Raw genomic sequence first — 20,424 nt, 5'->3', positions numbered from 1 at the left:
ATTAACTTTCATGTAAGGGCTGTCAGAAACGCAGATTCGCTTGCTGCGGGTCAATGCAGACTAATGCATAAAACCCGCTGTAATTCACAGCTTGTTGCAATTTGCATGGTCTTAGGAAGTTCATTCTTTATAACTGATTGAAAATAAACGATTTATTTAATCTCTGCATCTGGCACGGTCGCTGCAATTCCTCTCTCGAACGAGTTGTAACACCATTTTTCATGCCTGGAGCAGAACAACAATGAATAGATCCTCTGATGGGTTTTATCCTGCCTTTGAAGGAGATTCGAGCAACGTCTCAGGGGTGTCCTGGGGCGCGATCTTCGCTGGCGCGGCGGCGGCTGCGGCATTGTCGTTGATCCTTGTACTGCTCGGTTTCGGTTTGGGTTTCTCCGCTGTTTCACCGTGGGCCGGGGAGGGCGTGAGTGCCAAGGGCCTGGGTATTTCAACGATCGTGTGGCTGGCGGCGACGCAGATTATCGCTTCCGGCATGGGCGGTTATGTGGCCGGGCGTCTGCGCGTCAAGTGGGCGAACATGCACGGTGACGAGGTGTACTTCCGCGACACCGCGCACGGTTTCCTCGCCTGGTGTGTGGCAACGTTGGTCACCGCAACATTGGTGGTCGGCTCGGTCAGCAGCATTGTCAGCGGCGGTGTGCAGGCCGGTGCCAGCGTGGCGGGCGGTGCAGCCAGTGCCATGACCCAGGCGGCCGGTACCGCTGCGGCGAACACCGACAGCAACCAGTACGGTTACTTCATCGACAGCCTGTTCCGTGATGATCGCCCGGCTTCGGTCAGCGATGACGCTGCCCACGGCGCCGTGGCCCGCATCTTTGCGCAAAGCCTGGCCAACGGTCAGCTGAGTGCCGAGGATCGTACCTACCTGGCGCAGTTGGTCGCTCAACGTACTAACTTGTCGCAGGCTGATGCCGAGCGCCGCGTAGATGAAGTCTATGCCCGCACTCAGAAAGCCATCGCCGACGCCAAAGTCAAAGCTCAACAAGCGGCTGACACCGCTGCGAAAGTCGCTGCCTGGACTTCGCTGTGGATGTTCATCGCGCTGCTGGCCGGTGCCTTCTTCGCCAGCCTCGCGGCCACCTTTGGCGGTCGTCGTCGCGATGCAGTCGAGTACGTTGAAGTCGATACCTACACCACGACCACTCCAGTCCGTTAAACAAGGAGCATCACCATGCGCTCACTTCTACTGTTTTTTCTCGGCGTACCGATCCCGATCATTATTCTGATCGCCCTTTTCGTACACTGATCTATTGGGGCTTATGCCTCGGCCGCTTGCACCTTCGGGTGCAAGCGGCTTTTTCGTTTCTGCCTGAATGATCGGTTACCGATCTGGATCAATATTTCCGTCTGGAATATTCACTAACGTATTTGATCCAGACCCTGGCTGGGCGTGAGCTACAGTGAATCAGGCGCAAATACTGCGCTGACGTAGTAGCCGAAACGACGCACGAATCAGATGAAGTAAACACGTCGACACGCTGTAGTGCAGCAAGGAGCTGACGCACAACTCCCCTGAAATTTTCACGGATGAATTGCAATGCACTGCCTAGAAAGAACCTTCGATATCCAGCCCTTGGCGCAGGCGGATATGACTGTCCATATCAACGGCCAGTCGGTCGACGCCGCCATTGGCGAAACCGTTCTCAGCGTCATTCAATCCCTCGGCTTGCGCCAGATTGCACGTAACGATCATGACCAGATCAGCGGTGCCTACTGCGGCATGGGCGTGTGCCAGTGCTGTCTGGTGAGAATCGATGGTCGGCATAAGCGCCGCGCCTGCCAGACGGTGGTGCGCGACGGCATGCAGATCGAAACCGGCGTCAACCGCATCACCGAGCAGGAGGTCGTATGAACAGGCATCCGGTGATTGTCGGCGGTGGACCGGCAGGCATGGCAGCGGCCATCGAACTGGCTCGCCACGGCGTGCGTTGCACGCTGCTGGAAGAGGCTTCGCGTCTGGGCGGTGTGGTCTATCGCGGGCCATTGCGCGATGGCGTGCAACTGGATTACCTCGGGCCGCAGTACGCGGAAGCGCTGGGCAAATTGCACGGTGAATTTCAGCAGCATGCCGAACTGATTGACGTCCGGCTCAACCATCGCGTGGTCGGTGCCGAAGGTACTCGCGCGCTGGTGGTGCTTGATGGTGATGAACAACTCCACGAAATCGAATACCCGCAGCTGTTGCTGGCGGCCGGTTGCCACGAACGCAGCGTGCCGTTTCCTGGCTGGACGCTACCGGGCGTGATCATGCTCGGCGGCCTGCAGTTGCAGATTAAAAGTGGCGTGGTCAAACCCCAAAGCCCCGTGATCATTGCCGGCACCGGGCCCCTGCTGCCGTTGGTGGCGACGCAACTGCATGCGTCCGGCGTCAAGGTGTCTGGCGTTTATGAGGCCTGTGCGTTCGGCAAGATCGCCCGGGAGAGTCTGGCGCTGCTAAACAAACCACAGCTTTTTCTCGACGGGTTGAGCATGCTGGCCTATCTCAAATTGCACGGCATTGCGATGCACTACGGCTGGGGCGTGGTCGAAGCCCACGGCGAGGGTGGGCTGAAAAGCGTCAGCGTCGCGCCGTATTCGGCCACGTGGGAACCGGACATGGCCCGCGTCGAGCGTTTTGAAGCGCAGACATTGGCCGTCGGTTACGGCTTTATCCCGCGTACGCAGCTCAGTCAGCAAATGGGCCTGGATCACGGTTTCAGTGACGACGGTTATCTGCGTGCCCATTCGAATATCTGGCAGCAAAGCAATCAGCCTCACGTGCATCTGGCCGGTGACATGGGCGGGATTCGCGGCGGTGAAGCGGCGATGCTCGCCGGCAAAATTGCCGCCACGTCGATCCTCTTGCAACGCGGCGTCTTCGAAGAGGAACTGGCGCAGATTCGCCGCGACCGCTTTCTGAGCAAACTCAAAGCCATTGTGCGGTTTCGCGCGGCGGTCGATCGCTACACCGAACGCGGGGCTGGCCAGACGGCATTGCCCGCGGCCGACACGGTTATCTGCCGCTGCGAACACGCCACCCGTGCCGACATCGATCTGGCGCTGGAGCAAGGCGTGCAAGACATCGCCAGTCTGAAAATGCGCACCCGCGTGAGCATGGGCGATTGTCAGGGGCGCATGTGCGTCGGCTATTGCAGCGACCGTTTGCGCCAGGCCACCGGACGTAAGGATGTCGGCTGGCTGCGCCCGCGTTTCCCGATTGATCCGATTCCCTTTTCCGCGTTTCAGTGCCGTCGGCACGGAGGCCGTTTCCCATGAGTAAGTTCTACGACGTGATCATCGCCGGTGGTGGCGTGATCGGCGCGTCCTGCGCCTATCAATTATCAAAACGCAAAAATCTTAAAGTCGCGCTGATCGACGCCAAGCGCCCGGGCAACGCCACCCGTGCTTCCGCCGGTGGTTTGTGGGCGATTGGCGAGTCGGTCGGCCTCGGTTGCGGGGTGATCTTTTTTCGCATGATGTCGGCCAACCGCAAGCGCGAAACCCAAGGCGCCGCTGTTGCAGTCGACTCGAGCACGCCGCACATTCTGCCGCCGTCATTCTTCGACTTTGCCCTGCAATCCAACGCGCTGTACCCGGCGCTGCACCGTGAGTTGAAGGACAACCACGGGATGGATTTCAAGTTCGAAAAAACCGGGTTGAAATTCGTTATCTATGACGACGAGGATCGGTTGTACGCCGAGCACATTGTTGGCTGCATTCCGCATCTGGCCGATCAAGTGCGCTGGCTCGATCAAGCTGAGTTGCGCGCAGCTGAACCGAGCGTCAGTCACGAAGCACGCGGAGCGCTTGAATTCCTCTGCGACCATCAGGTCAGCCCGTTCCGTCTCGCCGATGCCTACACCGAAGGTGCGCGGCAGAACGGCGTCGATATCTACGTCAACACTAACGTGACCGGTGTGTTGCATCACGGTTCGCGGGTGACCGGCGTGCAAACGGCGGAAGAAGGCGTGTTCCACTGCAAAACCCTGATCAACGCGGGCGGTGCCTGGGCGGCAGATTTGAGCGAGTGGGCGACCGGCATCCGTATTCCGGTAAAACCGGTGAAGGGCCAGATTCTGCTGACCGAACGCCTGCCGAAAATCCTCAACGGCTGCCTGACCACCAGTGATTGCTACGTGGCGCAAAAGGACAACGGTGAAATCCTGATTGGCAGCACCACCGAAGACAAAGGCTTCGACGTCACCACCACCTATCCGGAAATTGCCGGGCTGGTGCAGGGCGCGGTGCGCTGTTTGCCAGAGCTCAAGGATGTGAATCTGAAACGCACGTGGGCGGGATTGCGCCCGGGTTCGCCGGATGAGTTGCCGATTCTGGGGCCGATGCGCGGCGTGCAAGGGTATTTGAATGCCTGCGGGCACTTCCGCACCGGGATTCTGACCTCGGCGATTACCGGCGTATTGCTGGACAAACTGGTCAATGATGAACCGTTGCCGTTGGACATCACGCCGTTTCTGGCGGATCGCTTTGAAGCCGTGCCGGTCAAGCAAGTACAGGAACTGGAGTTGGCTTAAGCCAACACCAATCCAAAATGTGGGAGCGGGCTTGCTCGCGAAAAGGGAGTGTCAGTGCACCTATCTGCATCTGGCACACCACATTCGCGAGCAAGCCCGCTCCCACATTTGGATCTGTGCAGAGGTTTAAACCTTACGCGATTCCTCTTCCAGCTGATCCGACTCAAACAGCCGCGCCAGCTCGGCCCTGGCTTCCTGGGCGGTTTGCAGCACCTTGGCCATATCGTCATAAACCGCATGTTGCGCTTCCAGCACCTGTTCGTCGTGATGCTTGAAGCGTTTGATCCGCGCATCAGCCTGCGCTTGCGTCAACCCAAGCCCCACCAACGTGCGCCGGCTCATTTCCAGACTTGAGTAGTACGTTTCACGAATCGCCTCAGCGCCGACATCCACCAAACGGTGAACATGCTGACGGTTACGCGCGCGAGCGATGATTTTCATGTGCGGATACAGTTTGCGCACCACTTCGGCGGTCTTGATGTTGGTCTCCGGATCGTCCGTGGCAATCACGAAGTATTCCGCCTCGCCGACCTTCGCCGCGTTGAGAATTTCCGCGCGCATCGGGTCGCCGTAGAACACCGGCACACCGCCGAAGCTGCGCGACAGTTCGATGGTTTCCACCGACGTGTCGAGGGCGACAAACTTGATGTTCTGCGCACGCAAAATGCGCGCGACGATCTGACCCATCCGTCCCATGCCAGCGATCACCACGCGCGGGCTGTCGGTATCGATCTCGCGGAATTTCTCCGGCACTTCCACCGGCTGCACTTTCGGGCTGACCATTTTGGCGCAGATCAACAACAGCAACGGCGTCACCGCCATCGACAGGGTGATGGTCAGCACCAGCAAATCGTACAGGCGCGGATCGAACAGGTTTTGGTCGCGACCGATCTTGAACACCACAAAGGCAAACTCACCGCCGGCCGCCAACACGATACCGAGACGAATTGCGCTGACCTTGTTCAGCCCGCCGGCCAGGCGTCCCACGACAAACAACAGTGGCAGTTTCAGACCAATCAACAGCAGCGTCAGCCCCAGTACAGTAATTGGCGCACTGAGCAGCAAACTGAGGTTGGCGCCCATGCCGACGCTGATGAAAAACAGGCCGAGCAGCAAGCCTTTGAACGGTTCGATCTGCGCTTCCAGCTCATGGCGATATTCCGAATCCGCCAACAGCAGGCCGGCGAGAAACGCGCCCAGCGCCATCGACACGCCGACCAGATCCATCAGCCACGCCGTGCCGATCACCACCAGCAACGCGGTGGCGGTCGAGACTTCCGGCAGGCCGGTTTTCGCGACAATACGAAACACCGGGCGCAACAGATAACGGCCGCCGACCACGACCACGGCAATACTGCCCAGCACCTGTAAACCGTGGTTCAGGTCTTGAGCGGCGCTGGTGGTGTGATCGCCGCCGGCCAGCATTGGCACCAGCGCAATCAACGGGATCGCCGCAATGTCCTGAAACAGCAAAATCGCAAACGCCAGCCGACCGTGAGGGCTGGTCAGCTCTTTGCGCTCGGCCAGGCTTTGCAGGCCGAACGCCGTTGACGACAAGGCCAGACCGAGGCCGAGCACAATCGCGCTGTTGAGCGGTTGGCCGAAAGCGAACAACGCCAACACACCGATCACCGACGCCGTCAGCAGCACCTGCGCCAGGCCAACGCCGAACACCGATTTACGCATCACCCACAACCGTCGCGGCGACAGCTCAAGGCCAATGATGAACAGCAGCAACACCACGCCCAATTCAGAAATATGGCTGACGCTTTGCGGGTTACCGATCAGCCCCAGCACGGACGGGCCGATGATCACCCCGGCAAACAGATAACCGAGCACAGCGCCCAATTGCAGACGCTTGGCCAAAGGCACGATAAGCACCGCCGCCAATAGAAAGACGACGATGGCTTGTAACAAATTGCCTTCATGGGGCATGGGTTTACTCCTGACAACGGTACGGCGAATGCGGCAAGGATAAGGGCTGGCCTCGCGATGCACCACAAAGCCGCGCATCGCATCCCTTGGACACACCCTGTAGGAGCTGCCGAAGGCTGCGATCTTTTGATCTTTGTTTTGCCTCCAAAAATGAAAGATCAAAAGATCGCAGCCTTCGGCAGCTCCTACAGGGATCCAGATGTGCTCTGTAATAATTTGCATCAATTGGTTACATTTATAACCCCTGCGTATCAATCCCTGCGAGTCCGCCATGGCCATCAACTTCGACCTCAACGACCTGCAAGCCTTTCGGGCGGTGGTCGAGCAGGGCAGTTTTCGCAAGGCCGCCGACACCGTGCGGCTGTCGCAACCGGCGTTGAGCCGACGTATCGAAAAGCTCGAAGACGCGCTCGGGGTAAAGCTGTTCGAGCGCACCACGCGCAAAGTCAGCCTGACTCAGGCCGGGCGCGGGTTTCTGCCCAGCGTCGAGCGTTTGCTGGATGATCTGGATGTTGCGCTGCTCGGCATCAGCGAAGTCGCCTCGACCCGATTGGGTCATGTCACCGTCGCCTGCGTGCCGTCTGCGGCCTACTTCTTCATGCCGCGCGTGGTCGCCCGCTATCACCAGCAATTTCCGCGAATCAAAGTCAAAGTCCTCGACTCCAGCGCCCACGATGTCCTTACCGCCGTGGTCAACGGCGAGGCGGATTTCGGTTTGAGTTTTATGGGCACGCAGGATGCCAAAGTCGATTTCGAACCGCTTGTGCAGGAGTGCTACGTGGTCGCTTGTCGCCGCGATCACCCGCTGGCCGGGCGCAGCAGCGTGACGTGGGACGAGTTTTATCAGCAGGATTACATCTCGCTGGACAAGACCTCGGGCAATCGCTTTTTGCTAGATCAAGCGTTGAGCCGGGTGGTGCCGCAGCGTCAAAGTATCTGCGAAACCCTGCATGTGACGACGATGATCGGTTTGGTGGAGGCCGGGTTGGGCGTGGCGGCGGTGCCGTTGATGGCGATGCCGGGGCCGGATCATCCGATTCTGACGCGGGTGCCGTTGACCGATCCGCAGGTGATGCGCAGTGTCGGCATCATCAAGCGCCGGGATCGTACGTTGACCCCGGCAGCATTGGAACTGGAGCGGCTGGTGGTGGAAATGAAAGTCGTGTCGCCGACCGTCAGCGCTTGACCGAATCCAGCCCGGTCGCTTGCACGTCAGCCTGGGCGGCGGGCGCGGCGAGATAAGCGAGCAAGGCTTTCGCCTCGGCCGGGTGTTCTGCGTTCACCGGAATACCGGCAGCAAAACGCGTCACCGACTGCACCGATTCTGGAATCTTCGCGACAAAACTCACCCCCGGCACCGGCAGCAATTCGCTGACTTGCTGAAAGCCCAGTTGATAGTCGCCGGTGGCCACCACCGAACCCACCGGGACTTTCGGGATCATCTTAGCTTTCGGTTTCAGTTGATCCTCGATGCCGAGTTTCTTGAACAACTGCTGCTCGATGTACACGCCGCTGGCGCTGTCGGAGTAGGCCACCGACTGTGCGTCGAGCAGGGTTTTCTTAAGAGCGTCGACGTTGCTGATGTCCGGTTTCGCCGCGCCTTCGCGTACCACCAGGCCGATCCGCGAGTCTGCCAGTTCAACGCGGGAAGCCGGGTCGACCTTGCCTTGTTTGATCAAGTCATCGAGGGCGTAGCCGACCATGATCACCACGTCGGCGTGTTCACCGCGCGCGAGGCGATTGGGGATCGCTTCCGGTGCCTTGCCCATCGACGGGCCGAGTTGGGTGTCGAGGGTGTTACCGGTGGCGGCAGCGAATTTCGGGCCGAGGATTTTGTAGGCAGCGGTGAAGCCCCCCGACGTCATCACGTTCAGTTGTTCGGCGTGTGCCAGAGCGCTGAACGCGAAGAGGGCGAGGGCGGTGAGGTTGAAGAGTTTTTTCATGGTCATTATTCCTTATGCGGCAACCGGTTGCAGACGGCCGCCCGCGCGGCGATAGAGGTACAGCGTCGCGCACAATGCGCACAGCGCGCCGATGCTCATCCAGTAACCCGGCGCGGCTTTGTCGCCGGTGTACTGAATCAGGAAGGTCGACATGGCCGGGGTGAAACCGCCGAAAATCGCGGTCGCCAGGCTATACGCCAGAGAGAATCCGGCCACACGCACTTCGACCGGCATGATCTCGGTCAGCGCCGGAATCATCGCGCCGTTGTACATGCCGTAGATAAACGACAGCCACAACAGCGACAGCAACATGTGGCTGAAGCTTGGCGCCTGCACCAGATACGACAGCGCCGGATAAGTCGTGGCCAGTGCCAGCAGCGACATCGCGATCAGCACCGGACGACGGCCGATGCGATCCGACAACATGCCGCCGATCGGCAGCCAGAAGAAGTTCGACACGCCGACCAGCAAAGTCACCAGCAGCGCGTCCGAGGTGCTCAGGTGCAGCACGGTTTTGCCGAAGGTCGGCGCGTACACGGTGATCAGGTAAAACGCGGTGGTGGTCAGGGCGACCATCAACATCCCGCCGAGCACCACCACCCAGTTCTGGCCAAGGGTGCGGAACACTTCGCCCATTTTTGGACGGTGTTTGCGCGAGGCGAACTCTTCGGTTTCCGCCAGATTACGACGCAACAGAAAGATGAACGGCACGATCATGCAACCGATGAAAAACGGAATGCGCCAGCCCCAATCGGCAATCACGTCCGGCGCCATCCATGCGTTCAGCGCGAAGCCCAACGCAGCGGCAACGATGATCGCTACTTGCTGACTGGCCGACTGCCACGCGGTGAAAAAGCCCTTGCGGCCCGGCGTAGCGATTTCGGACAAATACACCGAAACCCCGCCCAATTCCGCACCGGCGGAGAAGCCTTGTAACAGACGCCCGATCAGCACCAGCGCCGGCGCAAACAGGCCGATGGTTTCGTATCCGGGCACCAACACAATCAATATCGTGGCGCTGGCCATGATCGACAACGTGACGATCAAACCCTTACGGCGACCGACGTCATCGATGTACGCACCGAGCACGATTGCCCCCAGCGGACGCATCAAAAAGCCTGCGCCGAACACCGCGAAGGTCATCATCAGGGACGCGAATTCACTGCTCGCCGGGAAGAACACCGACGCGATTTGTGTGGCATAGAAGCCGAACAGAAAGAAGTCGAACTGTTCGAGGAAGTTGCCCGAGGTCACCCGGAAAATGGCGCCGGCCCGCGAGCCGCCGTGAGGGATTGTGGCTGTCATAGCAAAGTACTCCACCGCTTTTATGACGTGCGCCACGGAGAGTCTGCGCACGGATGTTATTGGGGCGGATGGTGGCGCAGGTGTAACAATATGTTAATTGCATTGTTGGCATGCATTGATGTGTAAAGCGGATCAATACCCTTAACGACATCGCACAACCCTGTGGGAGCGGGCTTGCTCGCGAAAGCGGTGTGTCAGTCGCTAGATATATTGCCTGGGCTACCGCATTCGCGAGCAAGCCCGCTCCCACAGTTGATCGGGGTGACCACAGATTTTGCGAGCACCCCGCAATCCTGTGGCATTCTGGCTTGCCAGCGATGGCGGTCTACGCGTCAGCAGTTGCGACCAGAAACGGTGGCAACGGACAATCGAGCAAATCAGCCACCGCGCGGAAAATTTCCGCCTCAGCCACGGTGATTACGCCGTCATGCATCACACAACGAGTCATCGCGTTGAGCAGGGCGGGCCGCTCTTCCGGCATAAGATGGCGCAGACGCTTGATCGCCGCTTCCAGTCCTGCCAGTTCTTCCAGTTCAATCGGCAGTTCTTCCGGCGGTTCGAACGTCAGTCCTTCCCAGGCAAAATGCAGCGCCTGCAAGGCTGCCTGTTGATTCTGCTGCCCGGCGCGGGCCATGGCGTTGAGCAAAACCAGCAATTGTTCCGCGCATTGGAACAAACCGAACTTGAACTGAACCGCAGGCGCGCCCTCGACATTGCGTTCGACGATGCGCAGCAGTGTCCACTCCAGTAGCTCGGTTTCGTTGTCGGCATTTATCAGCCGGTTCATGGTTTGCTTCATCGCCGCGAAGGGCTTCTTGTCCAGGTGCTTGAGGCTGGGGATAGCGAGATCCAGAAGCGGTAGGTGCAGTCCGGGATTGAGCGTCGATAACGGTTCATGTAGCTGGTTGAGGGTGTCGAATATTGTGGTGTCGATATCATCTCGCAGTGCATCGAGTTGAATTGCCGAGAGTGAAGGCGAGCGGGAAATTAGCAATCCATAGACGATGGCCTGTGCGCCACCGGTGCTGTGAGCGGCATCTTTAAGAGTTTGGGGGATGACGCCGATGGTAGAAATGGGAGCCTGATCCGCATTCATCTCGTAAAGCACAGCCATGGCTGAATCAGGAACCATGCTGAAGACGTCAGACAGATGCGGAAAGGTTCGAGGCTCGGTTCGCGCTTGGATTGATCCCGGGATATTGGTAAAACTGCCATCCCAAAGAGGATCAATCCGCCGAATGCGCTCGCCAATATCAGGGTGAGTGGCTAGCTGGTTTTTCAACGGCTTTGCTGAGCCGTCGCTGAAGTACAGATGACTGAACTGCTGGGCTCGTGGTGAACTCAAGGACGAACCTTGACTGGCAATCTTTTTCAGCGCACCGGCAAGGCCCTGGGGGTTGCGCGTAAATTGCACGGCACTGGCATCCGCCAAAAACTCGCGTTGGCGACTGACCGCTGCCTTGATCAGATTGCCAAAGTAACTACCGGCAAAACCGGCCGCGCACAGTATCAGTCCGAGACAAGCCAGTACGAAAACCAACCGGCCATCACGCTTTTCACCCTTGCCGGTATTGGCTAGCCCTGCGAGTAAGGAAGCGCCTGCCAAACCCAGCACCAGTATTCCGTGAACCACTGCCACCAACCGCGTGTTGAGGCGCATATCGCCGTTGTAGATATGGCTGAACTCATGAGCGATGACGCCTTGCAACTCATCGCGAGTCAGCAGTGTTATTGCACCCTGAGTCACACCGATCGCTGCATCTTCGGTCGTGAATCCGGCGGCGAAAGCGTTGATGCTCTCATCCGGCAGCAGGTAAACCGCCGGTACAGGGACACCAGAGGCCAGCGCCATTTCCTCGACTACATTCATTAACTGGCGCTCTTCCAGCGTGCGCACGTCTTCGTTAACAGAGCGCCCGCCAAGCGTCTGCGCAACGACTTTGCCGCCACCGCGCAGTTGAAAGAATTTGTACAGACTGCCCGCCAGCACAATGCCCGACACCCATGTTGCGGTGAACGCCAACGCACGCCAGGCGGCGCCCATGTCGCTGTTGTGTCGGCGATCAAAGGCGCCGATGACGAAGGGCAGGCTGGTTAGCAGAATCAGGCAGGCAACTGCCATGACCATCAGCAAGATCAGCCGCGCAGTCTGATGTCGAGCCTGACGCTGTTGTTCAAAAAAATTCATGAAGCCATCCGTTGGCAAAGAGGATCAGAACGACACTTTTGGAGCGACCTTGATGGCCAATGTGTCAGCGAATTTAAGGGGAGCGGCATCGGTGCCGTGGCCAAAACTGGTCGCCAGCAGCACCGCCGGAAAACTCTGTTTGAGCGTGTTGTAAGCCATCACCGCATCGTTGTAAGCCTGGCGCGCGAAACTCACTCTGTTCTCGGTGCTGCTCAACTCTTCACTCAGTTGCAGCATGTTCTGCGAAGCTTTCAGATCCGGATAAGCCTCGAGCGTCACGGTCAAACGATCCACGGCGCCGTTGAGCGCGCTGTCGGCCTGACCCAATTGTTCGATGTTTTGCGCCTTGCCCGGTTGCGACTGTGCGGCTGCAAGCACCGCCACTGCGGCATTGCGCGCGACGATCACGGCTTCGAGGGTTTCGCGTTCGTTGGCCATCGCACCTTTGGCGATGGCCACCAGATTGGGGATCAGGTCATAACGACGTTTGAGCTGCACTTCGACTTGCGCGAAGGCGTTCTTGATTTCGTTGCGCCGCGCCACCAGCGAGTTGAACACGCGCATGGCGTAGAGGGCGCACAGCGCCAGCAAAACCAGATTGACGACGAGATAGGTGTTCACGGTGATGTCCTTTTCACTCGGCGGGAAATTGCGCGGCATGGTAGCGCAAAAACATCACTCCTGTGGGAGCGGGCTTGCTCGCGAAAGCGGTGTGTCAGTCGCTAGATATATTGCCTGGGCTACCGCATTCGCGAGCAAGCCCGCTCCCACAGGTTTTGCTGTGTTCACGAAATTTACGGACACATGAAAATCCTGTGGGAGCCTGGCTTGCCAGCGAAGGCGGCATGACCGGCGACTACAATTTCCCGGCCAGCCATAGCAAAAACACGGAATGATTCCCGCGCCCCGCAGTCGGAGTTCAGGTATCACACATCAATAGAGGTTCACCGATGAACAGCAAAACCCTAATCGCCAGCCTGGCCCTCGTCGCCGGCATTGCCGGGATCAGTCCACTTGTTCAAGCGGCGCAAACCTCAAGCGATCCCTCCGTTCAATCCCCGGTCAGCGACCGCGAATTGAAGGTCAACGACCGCGCCCCGGATATCTATCAACGCAGCGAAAAAGCCATCGACTGGAAAGCCAAAGGCCTGAAAAAACCGGTTGAGCAGGCGCAATGGGTGCAGATCAATGATCAGTACGTCATGGTGATGATTACCAACGGGACGATTGTCGAGATGAAACCGGTTCCGCGTTAAGTTGAGATTCAAAAGCCCTGCGCATGCACTCGCGCAGGGCTTTCCCCGCCCAATCGATACTGATTATTCCCACTGCGCTTAGCCTCATACATCGCCAGATCGGCAATGTGCAGCAGCCGATCCATCGCCGTCGCATGATCCGGAAACACTGCCACCCCAAGGCTGGTGCCGATGTGGCGCTGGTTGTTGCCGATGCTGATCGGTGGCGACAGTTCGATGAAAATTTTCTGACAGATGCTGCGGGCTTCGTCCTGCAGGTTGAGGCTTGGTGACAGGCCCTGCAGGATGACCACGAATTCGTCACCGCCAATCCGCGCGACGGTGTCGGTGCTGCGCAGGATGCGTTTCAGGCGGGTGGCGGTGGTGATCAAAACGCGGTCGCCGGCGGCATGGCCGTAGAGGTCGTTGATGTTTTTGAAACCGTTGAGGTCGACGAACACCAGCGCGACGCGGGTTTCAGTTTGTCGCGCCTGATCCAGTGCTTCGGACAGCCGTTGCTCCAGCACCAGACGATTGGGCAAACCGGTCAGCGGATCGAAGTGGGCGAGGTGCTGGAGGTAGCTGGCCGAGGCCTTTTCTTCAGTGATGTCGCGCACCACGCCCATCATTTTGATCACCGCATCATGGTCGTTGCGCACTACGTTGCCGGTCTCGCGCAGCCAGCGAATCGTGCCGTCGGGCCAGACCACGCGGTATTCCTCGTCATGGTTTTCCCCGGTTTCCAGGCAACGCAACTCACCTTCGCGCACCCGCACGCGGTCATCCGGGTGTACGCAGGAGCAGAAGAGGGCGTAGGACGGGGTGATGTCACCGATCTTGAAACCGAACATGCCGTAGATGGCGTCCGACCAGTACAACCGATCGGTATCGACCTCCCAATCCCAAGTGCCAATTCGCGCGAAATATTGGCTACGTTTAAAGCGCTCGGCATCGCCGTCCTGATGGATGTTCTGGCCATCGGCTGCGCGGGTCAGCAGCTCTCGGTAATCGGCGAGTTGCCGACGCAATTCACGTTCGCGCCAGAACAGCACGGCTATCACGGCCAGCAAAATCACGCCAACGGCGAGGCCGATCCAGAGCTGGGTCATTCGGGCGCTGCCGGCATGGCGAATCGATCCGTGAAGTAGTGGCGGTTGGCTATCTTAATTCGTCATCACTCGATTCGGATACAGCGTTGATCTGCGTGTTCGGGTTGCCAACAGCCAGCAATTCTGGGAAAACGGCGGCCTGCTGAACAATAGAGCGAATGTTATGAATGATGAACTGCAGGTAATCGATCTTCAGGTAGGCGAGGGCAAAGCCGCCGTCAAAGGCGCGCTGATCACCACCCAATACACAGGCTGGCTGGAAGACGGCAGCGAGTTCGATTCTTCCTACAGCCGTGGCAAACCTTTTCAGTGCGTGATTGGCACCGGTCGTGTGATTAAGGGCTGGGATCAAGGGCTGATGGGGATGCAGGTGGGCGGTAAGCGTAAATTGCTGGTGCCGGCGCATTTGGGTTATGGCGAACGGACGATGGGCAAGATTCCGCCGAATTCGAATCTGGTGTTTGAGATTGAGTTGTTGGAGGTTTTGACGCGGGAGGATTGAGGTGGGTGGCTTAGGTGTTTTTATTTGAGCCGTGAACACAAGGAATGCGCCTCTATCATCCAGCGAAGCGTTGCCCTCACTGGATGATGTTGAGGTTATCCAAAAAGCCTGCGCATTCTAACTTTGCGGACTTCTAGCGGTGGTTGGGTTGAAGTGCCTTTAGGCGATAGCTGATATCAGGCCCATTGCAGTGGCGGAGCCAAGAGAAAGCAGATATCTACTTCTAATTTCGCAGCGGCGGACAGATTGACCAATGCATCCAGCGAGAACTTGTCGATTTTACCGTTGAGTACATCATTGAGGCGTGGTTGAGTGATGCCCAACCGTTTCGCTGCGTCCTTCTGAGGAAGCTCCCAGGCGCGAATGGTCTCGCAAAGCGTACGCATCAGTTTGGCTCGCCGACGCATATCGGCTGCGTGCTGCGGGGTGTCTTCCAGTGCATCCCAAATACTTGAAAAGCATTGATTGTGGTCTGGATGATCCTTCATGGGTCCATAGCCTGTTTCCTTGGTTTCAGACGGCCTGCTTTTTTGTGGCGAGGGAACTTGCTCCCGCTGGGTTGCGTAGCGACCCTAAAACCATTCGATCCGGGTAATTCAGATACACCGCAGATACCGGTTTTGCGACTGTTTCGCAGCCGAGCGGGACGGTGCGACGATTCGACAAGCTCCCTCGCCACAGTTTTCAGTCTCAGTTTCGGGTGGGCGGTTCGAGGTTGTCGAGGGCGCGGTTGACGGCGAGTTCGCCGAGCATGACGACTTGCTGGATGCCGAGCAGGGTGTTGCGGTAGGGCGTTTCGAGCAGGCCGGCGAAGTCGCTGAGCATGATGCTGGCGGAGGCCATGGATTCGCAGGCGTGGGCTAACAGGGATTCGGTTTCCATGTCCGGCGCGACGATGAACATGGTGCTGGGTTTTCGTTCGGACGGGAGGTGCGGTTTGAGGTAATGGTCGAGGGCGCGTTCGGCAGCTTCGTGGAGTTTTCTGGAATTGGGGGCGGAGTAGGGGGAGGTTGGATCTGATTCGGGTATGGCATCTGTTTCCGGTGGATTCGGCGTTACTTTGAACATTGCGGAGGTTTCCAAAGTGATGCTGACACCACTTCGCGACTAAACGAGAGGTGGCAGCTATACGCAGGTTAGTCGACCGGAAAACCCACCCAAACCGGCGCACCCGAAGGCGCCCTGCGCACAGCTACCATTGAGTGAGGTATCGAAATACCCACTGTCTGGAACGTTGTACAGATTGAGTGGATTACCGAGCGACTAAACCCGATCACTGAACATTCAGTGACGCGAACCAAGTTACCGGCAGCCCCCAAACCGCACAAGCCGGCGGATTCTGGCGTAGTTGTAGGCAAAGGCGCAAGGCGCTGTAGCCTTGTGGATGATGCCGAAATGATGCTGCGTTTTTCCGGGGCTTTCGCGAGCAAGCTTTGCTCCTACAGTTGATCGGCGACGCGCAAATCCTTGTAGGAGCCGAGCTTGCTCGCGAAGGCGGCCTATCAGTCACCCACGAAACTGAACATCGGCATCCGCCCATTCAGCGAAGGCCGGTAATGCCAGGCCAGTCGCTCCAGATTCACACCGTGATCGAGGATTTCTCTGACAGTCGCACTGGCAATTTCCATCGCCAGTATTTGCCCGGGACACTGGTGCCGTCCGCTGCCAAAACTGAAACTGCGCCGGTTCGGGCGATCCGGCAAAAACTGGTCAGGATGCTCGTTCAACGCCGGATCCCGATTGGCCGAGGCCAACAACAGCAGAATCACATCTCCAGCCTCAACGCGCACCCCATCAATCTCGCAGGACTGCGCCACAAACCGTCGCGTGTTCTGCACTGACGGATCAAAACGCTGCACTTCCGCCAACACCGCTTCCATCGACGCCTCACGCAAATCGGGCCGACTCTTTAGCGCCACCAAAGCATTGCCAATCAACCCGGCAGTGGCTTCATAAGTCTGTGAACACAGCCCGATCAAATTGGCGATCAGCGCTTCTTCATCCCCTTCAAAACGCCGCTGAATTTCCGTCAGCAAAGCGCTGTCCGCCTCAGCCAGCAACTCGATGAAATACCCGCGCAACTGCTCAGCCGCCGCATGCGCCGCCGCCAATTGAAGGTCATTGCTCAACGGCGAGAGACAGGCGACGAAATCCGCCGTCAGCGCACTGATCGCCCGGCCCTGCGCCGGGGTAAAACCAAGCAGCGCCGCGACCACGCAAACAGGCCCGCGAAACATGGCTTTATATAAGCCGTCGGCGTCCACGTTTATTAACCGTGCAGCCACCAATGCGCGAACCTCGGCTTTATTGATCAGCTCAAGCGCAGGCTCGATTGCCGAACGCGGGCAACGCTGACGCTCGCCATCATTCATCCGCATCAACTGGCCGAACACTTTGCCGGCCATGCCGCCGGCAATCGCTTTCGGCACCGGTTCCTGTGCAGGACGCACGCGGCAATCGGCATGCGCCAACACCGCGCACACCACACGGGCACTGCTGGCGACCCACAATTTCAGTTCCTGATGAAACACCAAGCCTCCTTGAGCACGCAGCGATGCGTAATAAGGATAGGGATCGGTATGAGTCGCAGCGTTGATCGGATCCATGGTTCGCAGCCTTGTCGTCAGGAAAGTGTTGCGAGTATCGTCAGTCGTCAGCGGCGACGATTCGTCCGGGAGCGAAATATGCACGCAGAACATCAAGACATCGGCGTTTCGCAAGTGGCCGCCGCCATCGCGGAACCGGCGCGTACGAAAATGCTCTGCTCGCTGATGGACGGCCACGCCCGCACCCCTACGGAGCTGGCGGCCATCGCCGAGGTCAGCGCCTCCACGGCCAGTGCGCACCTGGCCAAACTCAAGGATCTCGCGCTGGTGCGTCTGCATGTGCAGGGCCGTCATCGTTATTACAGCCTCGCCGATCAGCGCGTCGCCCAGGCGTTGGAAGCCTTGATGGTGATTGGCCAAAGCGCCGCGCCGACGTTCAAGCCGCACACGCCGGATCGTCTGCAATTCGCCCGGACTTGCTATGACCATATGGCGGGGACGCTGGCGGTGTGGCTGCATGACCGTTTTATCGAGGCGGGATGGCTGGTGGAGACGGACGAGCAGGCGTATCGCTTGAGTGACAGTGGCGCGGCGCTGTTTGAAGGTCTGGGTATCGAGGTTCAGGATTTGAGCACGTTGCGCCGCAAGTTTGCTTGTCCTTGTCTGGACTGGAGCATGCGTCGGCCGCATCTGGGTGGCTCGTTAGGGGCGGCGTTGTTGCAAGCGGCGTTGCGGCGTAAGTGGGTGACGCAGGATCTGGACAGTCGGGCGTTGGCGTTGACGGCCGTAGGGCGCAAGGAAATCAGTGTGCGGTTTGGTGTTGAGGTGGCGATTGATAAAGGCCAGATCAAAAGATCGCAGCCTTCGGCAGCTCCTACAGGAGGTGTGTACACCCGATGAACCCCGATCCCGAATCTACGTAGGAGCTGCGGAACGCTGCGATCTTTTCATCTTCGCTCCAAGCCGACGAGGGGTCGTGCCCAACCTTGTGCGCAAGCTCGCGACGCTATACTGTATATCCAAACAGTAAAGAGCCCGCGCCATGCAAATCATCGACAAGCTGAGCATTCTCGCCGACGCCGCCAAGTACGACGCGTCATGTGCGAGCAGCGGTGCGCCCAAACGCAGCTCCGAGGGCAAGAGTGGCCTGGGCTCGACCGATGGCATGGGCATTTGCCACAGCTACACGCCGGACGGTCGCTGCGTGTCGTTGTTGAAAATTTTGCTGACCAATTTCTGCCTTTACGATTGCCAATACTGCGTCAATCGCCGTTCCAGTGACGTCCCCCGCGCACGTTTCACGCCGGAAGAAGTGGTGGCGCTGACCATGGATTTCTACCGGCGCAACTGTGTCAGCGGCTTGTTCCTCAGCTCCGGAATCATCCGCTCGGCGGACTACACCATGGAGCAACTGGTGCGCGTCGCGAAGCTGCTGCGCGAAGAACATGAATTTCGCGGTTACATCCACCTTAAGACCATCCCCGAAGCCGATCCTGCGCTGATCGAAGAAGCGGGGCGTTACGCCGATCGTTTGAGCGTGAATATTGAACTGCCCACCGACGCCAGCCTGCAGACGTTGGCGCCGGAGAAGGATATCGGCTCGATCAAGCTGGCCATGAACACCATCTACACCGGTGTGCAAACCGTTCTCAATGAACCCCGATCAGCGAAGTTCGCGCCCGCTGGGCAGAGCACGCAAATGATCGTCGGCGCCGATGACACCGACGACAACACAATTTTGCACAGTGCGCAGTCGCTGTACGGCAACTTTCGTTTGCGGCGGGTTTATTATTCGGCATTCAGCCCGATCCCCGACAGCCCGAAAAGCGTGCCCCTCGCCGCGCCGCCATTGATGCGTGAACACCGTTTGTACCAAGCCGATTTCCTCCTGCGCAGCTACGGTTATAGCGCTGACGAACTGCTCAAGGGCCCGGGCAATCTGGCCTTGGACATCGACCCGAAACTGGCGTGGGCACTGCAGAATCGTGAAGTGTTCCCGCTGGATCTGAACCGTGCCGAAGCGTCTCTGATCTCACGTATCCCTGGCATCGGCCTGCGCACCACCGAACGCCTGGTCGAGCTGCGTCGTCAGCGCCGAATCCGCTACGAAGACGTCGCGCGCATGCGCTGCGTGCTGGCCAAGGCCAAGCCGTTCATCATCACCAGCGATTACCACCCACAGCAGGCCGAAGTCACCAGCCATTTGCTCTATCAGCAATTGCGCGACCGGCCGATGCCGCAACAGATGGGGTTATGGGGATGATCAATCTTGATTGCGACGATCTGTTCGAGACGTGGCGTCAGCAAGCGCGTTGGCTGCTGAGCCATGAAATCGATCCAAGTCTGGTGAGCTGGGCGTCGGAAGGGGTGGGAGACCTGTTCGCCAGTGATGCTCCAGTTCCAGAAGGTCAGGGGCCGTTTATGGCGAGGATCCCGCGTGTATTGCTCGATACGCTGGAACAAGCGGCGCAATACCGCGGCGATCAACGCTGGAGTCTTTTATATGAAGTGCTGTGGCGGGTCAGCCATGGCGATCGCACGGCCATGCTCGCCGGAGACAAGCTTGGCAGCGAGCTACAGCGGCGTATAAAACAGGTGCGCCGCGAAGCCCATCACCTGCATGCGTTTGTGCGCTTCATCGAACGCCCGTCAGCCAGCGCTGGCCCGCAATATGTGGCATGGCACGAACCGATGCACGACATCCTGCACAGTGCCAGCGAACATTTCATCGGGCGCATGGGCCGCCATCGCTGGCTGATCGCGACGCCGCGTGACGGGGTTTATTACGATGGCGAGCAACTGATTCACCAGCGTCAATGCCCCGTGGAATGGCAGCAACTGGCGCAGAACGTCGATGATCCGCATGGTGATCTGTGGTTGACGTATTACAGCCACATCTTCAATCCGGCGCGGTTGAATCCGAAGGTCATGCAGGGACATTTGCCGGTGCGGTTCTGGAAGAATCTGCCGGAGGGCGAGTTGATTCCTGGACTGATTACGCAGGCGCGGATGGGGAAGCAGCAGAACGGGCAGGCGAGTGGGATCGCCAGTCGTGCCGGAAAAAGGATTGCCTTGAAATAGAAGATCAAAAGATCGCAGCCTTTGGCAGCTCCTACATAGATCTCCTGTAGG

Annotated in this window: 19 protein-coding genes; 10 read left to right on the top strand and 9 right to left on the bottom strand. The window is 58.5% G+C overall.

Going from position 1 to position 20,424, the window contains the following annotated elements:
- Nucleotides 1–241: 241 nt before the first annotated feature.
- The 4 genes from KFS80_RS09585 (at nt 242) to hcnC (ending at nt 4,529) form a co-directional block, all read left to right on the top strand.
- Nucleotides 242–1,174 carry a hypothetical protein gene (locus tag KFS80_RS09585; RefSeq protein WP_053121485.1) on the top strand — a complete coding sequence of 311 codons (933 nt, stop codon included), beginning with the start codon at nt 242–244 and terminating at the stop codon, nt 1,172–1,174.
- Nucleotides 1,175–1,555: 381 nt separating this feature from the next.
- Nucleotides 1,556–1,870: a cyanide-forming glycine dehydrogenase subunit HcnA gene (gene hcnA, locus KFS80_RS09580; protein WP_159814701.1), complete on the top strand. Its 315-nt coding sequence runs from the start codon at nt 1,556–1,558 to the stop codon at nt 1,868–1,870.
- Nucleotides 1,867–3,273, top strand: coding sequence for an FAD/NAD(P)-dependent oxidoreductase (gene hcnB, locus KFS80_RS09575; protein WP_212544653.1), 1,407 nt, complete (start codon nt 1,867–1,869; stop codon nt 3,271–3,273). Before hcnA ends, hcnB begins: the two co-directional genes overlap by 4 nt.
- A complete protein-coding gene (gene hcnC / locus KFS80_RS09570; protein ID WP_212544652.1) occupies nt 3,270–4,529 on the top strand; it encodes an NAD(P)/FAD-dependent oxidoreductase in 1,260 nt (419 codons plus the stop codon). The genes hcnB and hcnC overlap by 4 nt, the downstream gene beginning before the upstream one ends.
- 126 nt (nt 4,530–4,655) lie before the next feature.
- On the opposite strand, the gene KFS80_RS09565 is transcribed toward hcnC, so the two are convergent.
- Nucleotides 4,656–6,464: a monovalent cation:proton antiporter-2 (CPA2) family protein gene (locus KFS80_RS09565; protein WP_212544651.1), complete on the bottom strand. Its 1,809-nt coding sequence runs from the start codon at nt 6,462–6,464 to the stop codon at nt 4,656–4,658.
- Nucleotides 6,465–6,735: 271 nt separating this feature from the next.
- Between KFS80_RS09565 and KFS80_RS09560 the strand changes: the two genes are divergently transcribed.
- Nucleotides 6,736–7,650 (top strand): LysR family transcriptional regulator, encoded by a 915-nt coding sequence (locus tag KFS80_RS09560; RefSeq protein ID WP_212544650.1) that lies wholly within the window; start codon nt 6,736–6,738, stop codon nt 7,648–7,650.
- Here the strand turns inward: KFS80_RS09560 and KFS80_RS09555 are convergent.
- The 4 genes from KFS80_RS09555 to KFS80_RS09540 all read right to left on the bottom strand — a co-directional run bounded on the left by KFS80_RS09555 (nt 7,640) and on the right by KFS80_RS09540 (nt 12,527).
- A complete protein-coding gene (locus KFS80_RS09555; RefSeq protein WP_212544649.1) occupies nt 7,640–8,407 on the bottom strand; it encodes a substrate-binding domain-containing protein in 768 nt (255 codons plus the stop codon). The two genes, KFS80_RS09560 and KFS80_RS09555, sit on opposite strands and share 11 nt — an antisense overlap.
- A gap of 12 nt (nt 8,408–8,419) precedes the next feature.
- The gene (gene tcuC, locus KFS80_RS09550) at nt 8,420–9,712 is read right to left on the bottom strand and encodes an MFS transporter (RefSeq protein ID WP_212544648.1); all 1,293 of its coding nucleotides are present in this window, start codon (nt 9,710–9,712) and stop codon (nt 8,420–8,422) included.
- Nucleotides 9,713–10,037: 325 nt separating this feature from the next.
- On the bottom strand, nt 10,038–11,900 hold the full coding sequence (locus KFS80_RS09545; RefSeq protein WP_212544647.1) for a M48 family metallopeptidase: 1,863 nt from the start codon (nt 11,898–11,900) through the stop codon (nt 10,038–10,040).
- 24 nt (nt 11,901–11,924) lie between these two features.
- Nucleotides 11,925–12,527 carry a LemA family protein gene (locus KFS80_RS09540; protein WP_338109592.1) on the bottom strand — a complete coding sequence of 201 codons (603 nt, stop codon included), beginning with the start codon at nt 12,525–12,527 and terminating at the stop codon, nt 11,925–11,927.
- A 323-nt stretch (nt 12,528–12,850) separates the two neighbouring features.
- On the opposite strand from KFS80_RS09540, the gene KFS80_RS09535 reads away from it, so the two are divergent.
- On the top strand, nt 12,851–13,156 hold the full coding sequence (locus KFS80_RS09535; RefSeq protein ID WP_053121466.1) for an RcnB family protein: 306 nt from the start codon (nt 12,851–12,853) through the stop codon (nt 13,154–13,156).
- A gap of 8 nt (nt 13,157–13,164) precedes the next feature.
- On the opposite strand, the gene KFS80_RS09530 is transcribed toward KFS80_RS09535, so the two are convergent.
- Nucleotides 13,165–14,244 carry a sensor domain-containing diguanylate cyclase gene (locus KFS80_RS09530; RefSeq protein WP_212544645.1) on the bottom strand — a complete coding sequence of 360 codons (1,080 nt, stop codon included), beginning with the start codon at nt 14,242–14,244 and terminating at the stop codon, nt 13,165–13,167.
- A 163-nt stretch (nt 14,245–14,407) separates the two neighbouring features.
- Between KFS80_RS09530 and KFS80_RS09525 the strand changes: the two genes are divergently transcribed.
- Nucleotides 14,408–14,746 carry an FKBP-type peptidyl-prolyl cis-trans isomerase gene (locus tag KFS80_RS09525; protein WP_053121462.1) on the top strand — a complete coding sequence of 113 codons (339 nt, stop codon included), beginning with the start codon at nt 14,408–14,410 and terminating at the stop codon, nt 14,744–14,746.
- A 176-nt stretch (nt 14,747–14,922) separates the two neighbouring features.
- Here the strand turns inward: KFS80_RS09525 and KFS80_RS09520 are convergent, their stop codons facing one another.
- From KFS80_RS09520 to KFS80_RS09510, 3 genes are all read right to left on the bottom strand, one after another.
- Entirely contained in the window at nt 14,923–15,234 is a 312-nt protein-coding gene (locus KFS80_RS09520; RefSeq protein ID WP_212544644.1) for a helix-turn-helix domain-containing protein, read from the bottom strand.
- 202 nt (nt 15,235–15,436) lie between these two features.
- A complete protein-coding gene (locus tag KFS80_RS09515) occupies nt 15,437–15,814 on the bottom strand; it encodes a DUF6124 family protein (RefSeq protein WP_159814693.1) in 378 nt (125 codons plus the stop codon).
- Between the two features lie 434 nt (nt 15,815–16,248).
- Nucleotides 16,249–17,352 carry a cytochrome P450 gene (locus tag KFS80_RS09510; RefSeq protein WP_212544643.1) on the bottom strand — a complete coding sequence of 368 codons (1,104 nt, stop codon included), beginning with the start codon at nt 17,350–17,352 and terminating at the stop codon, nt 16,249–16,251.
- A 78-nt stretch (nt 17,353–17,430) separates the two neighbouring features.
- On the opposite strand from KFS80_RS09510, the gene KFS80_RS09505 reads away from it, so the two are divergent.
- The 3 genes from KFS80_RS09505 (at nt 17,431) to KFS80_RS09495 (ending at nt 20,373) form a co-directional block, all read left to right on the top strand.
- Nucleotides 17,431–18,192 carry an ArsR/SmtB family transcription factor gene (locus KFS80_RS09505; protein WP_212544642.1) on the top strand — a complete coding sequence of 254 codons (762 nt, stop codon included), beginning with the start codon at nt 17,431–17,433 and terminating at the stop codon, nt 18,190–18,192.
- Nucleotides 18,193–18,334: 142 nt separating this feature from the next.
- Nucleotides 18,335–19,555 (top strand): putative DNA modification/repair radical SAM protein, encoded by a 1,221-nt coding sequence (locus KFS80_RS09500; RefSeq protein ID WP_212544641.1) that lies wholly within the window; start codon nt 18,335–18,337, stop codon nt 19,553–19,555.
- A complete protein-coding gene (locus KFS80_RS09495; RefSeq protein ID WP_212544640.1) occupies nt 19,552–20,373 on the top strand; it encodes a TIGR03915 family putative DNA repair protein in 822 nt (273 codons plus the stop codon). Before KFS80_RS09500 ends, KFS80_RS09495 begins: the two co-directional genes overlap by 4 nt.
- Nucleotides 20,374–20,424: the final 51 nt, after the last annotated feature.

Origin of the sequence: Pseudomonas rustica, from assembly GCF_018336155.1 — a bacterium.
GTDB lineage: Bacteria > Pseudomonadota > Gammaproteobacteria > Pseudomonadales > Pseudomonadaceae > Aquipseudomonas > Aquipseudomonas rustica.
The sequence above is the reverse complement of the archived record's forward strand: the minus strand, read 5'-3'. Positions and strand labels throughout refer to the sequence as shown.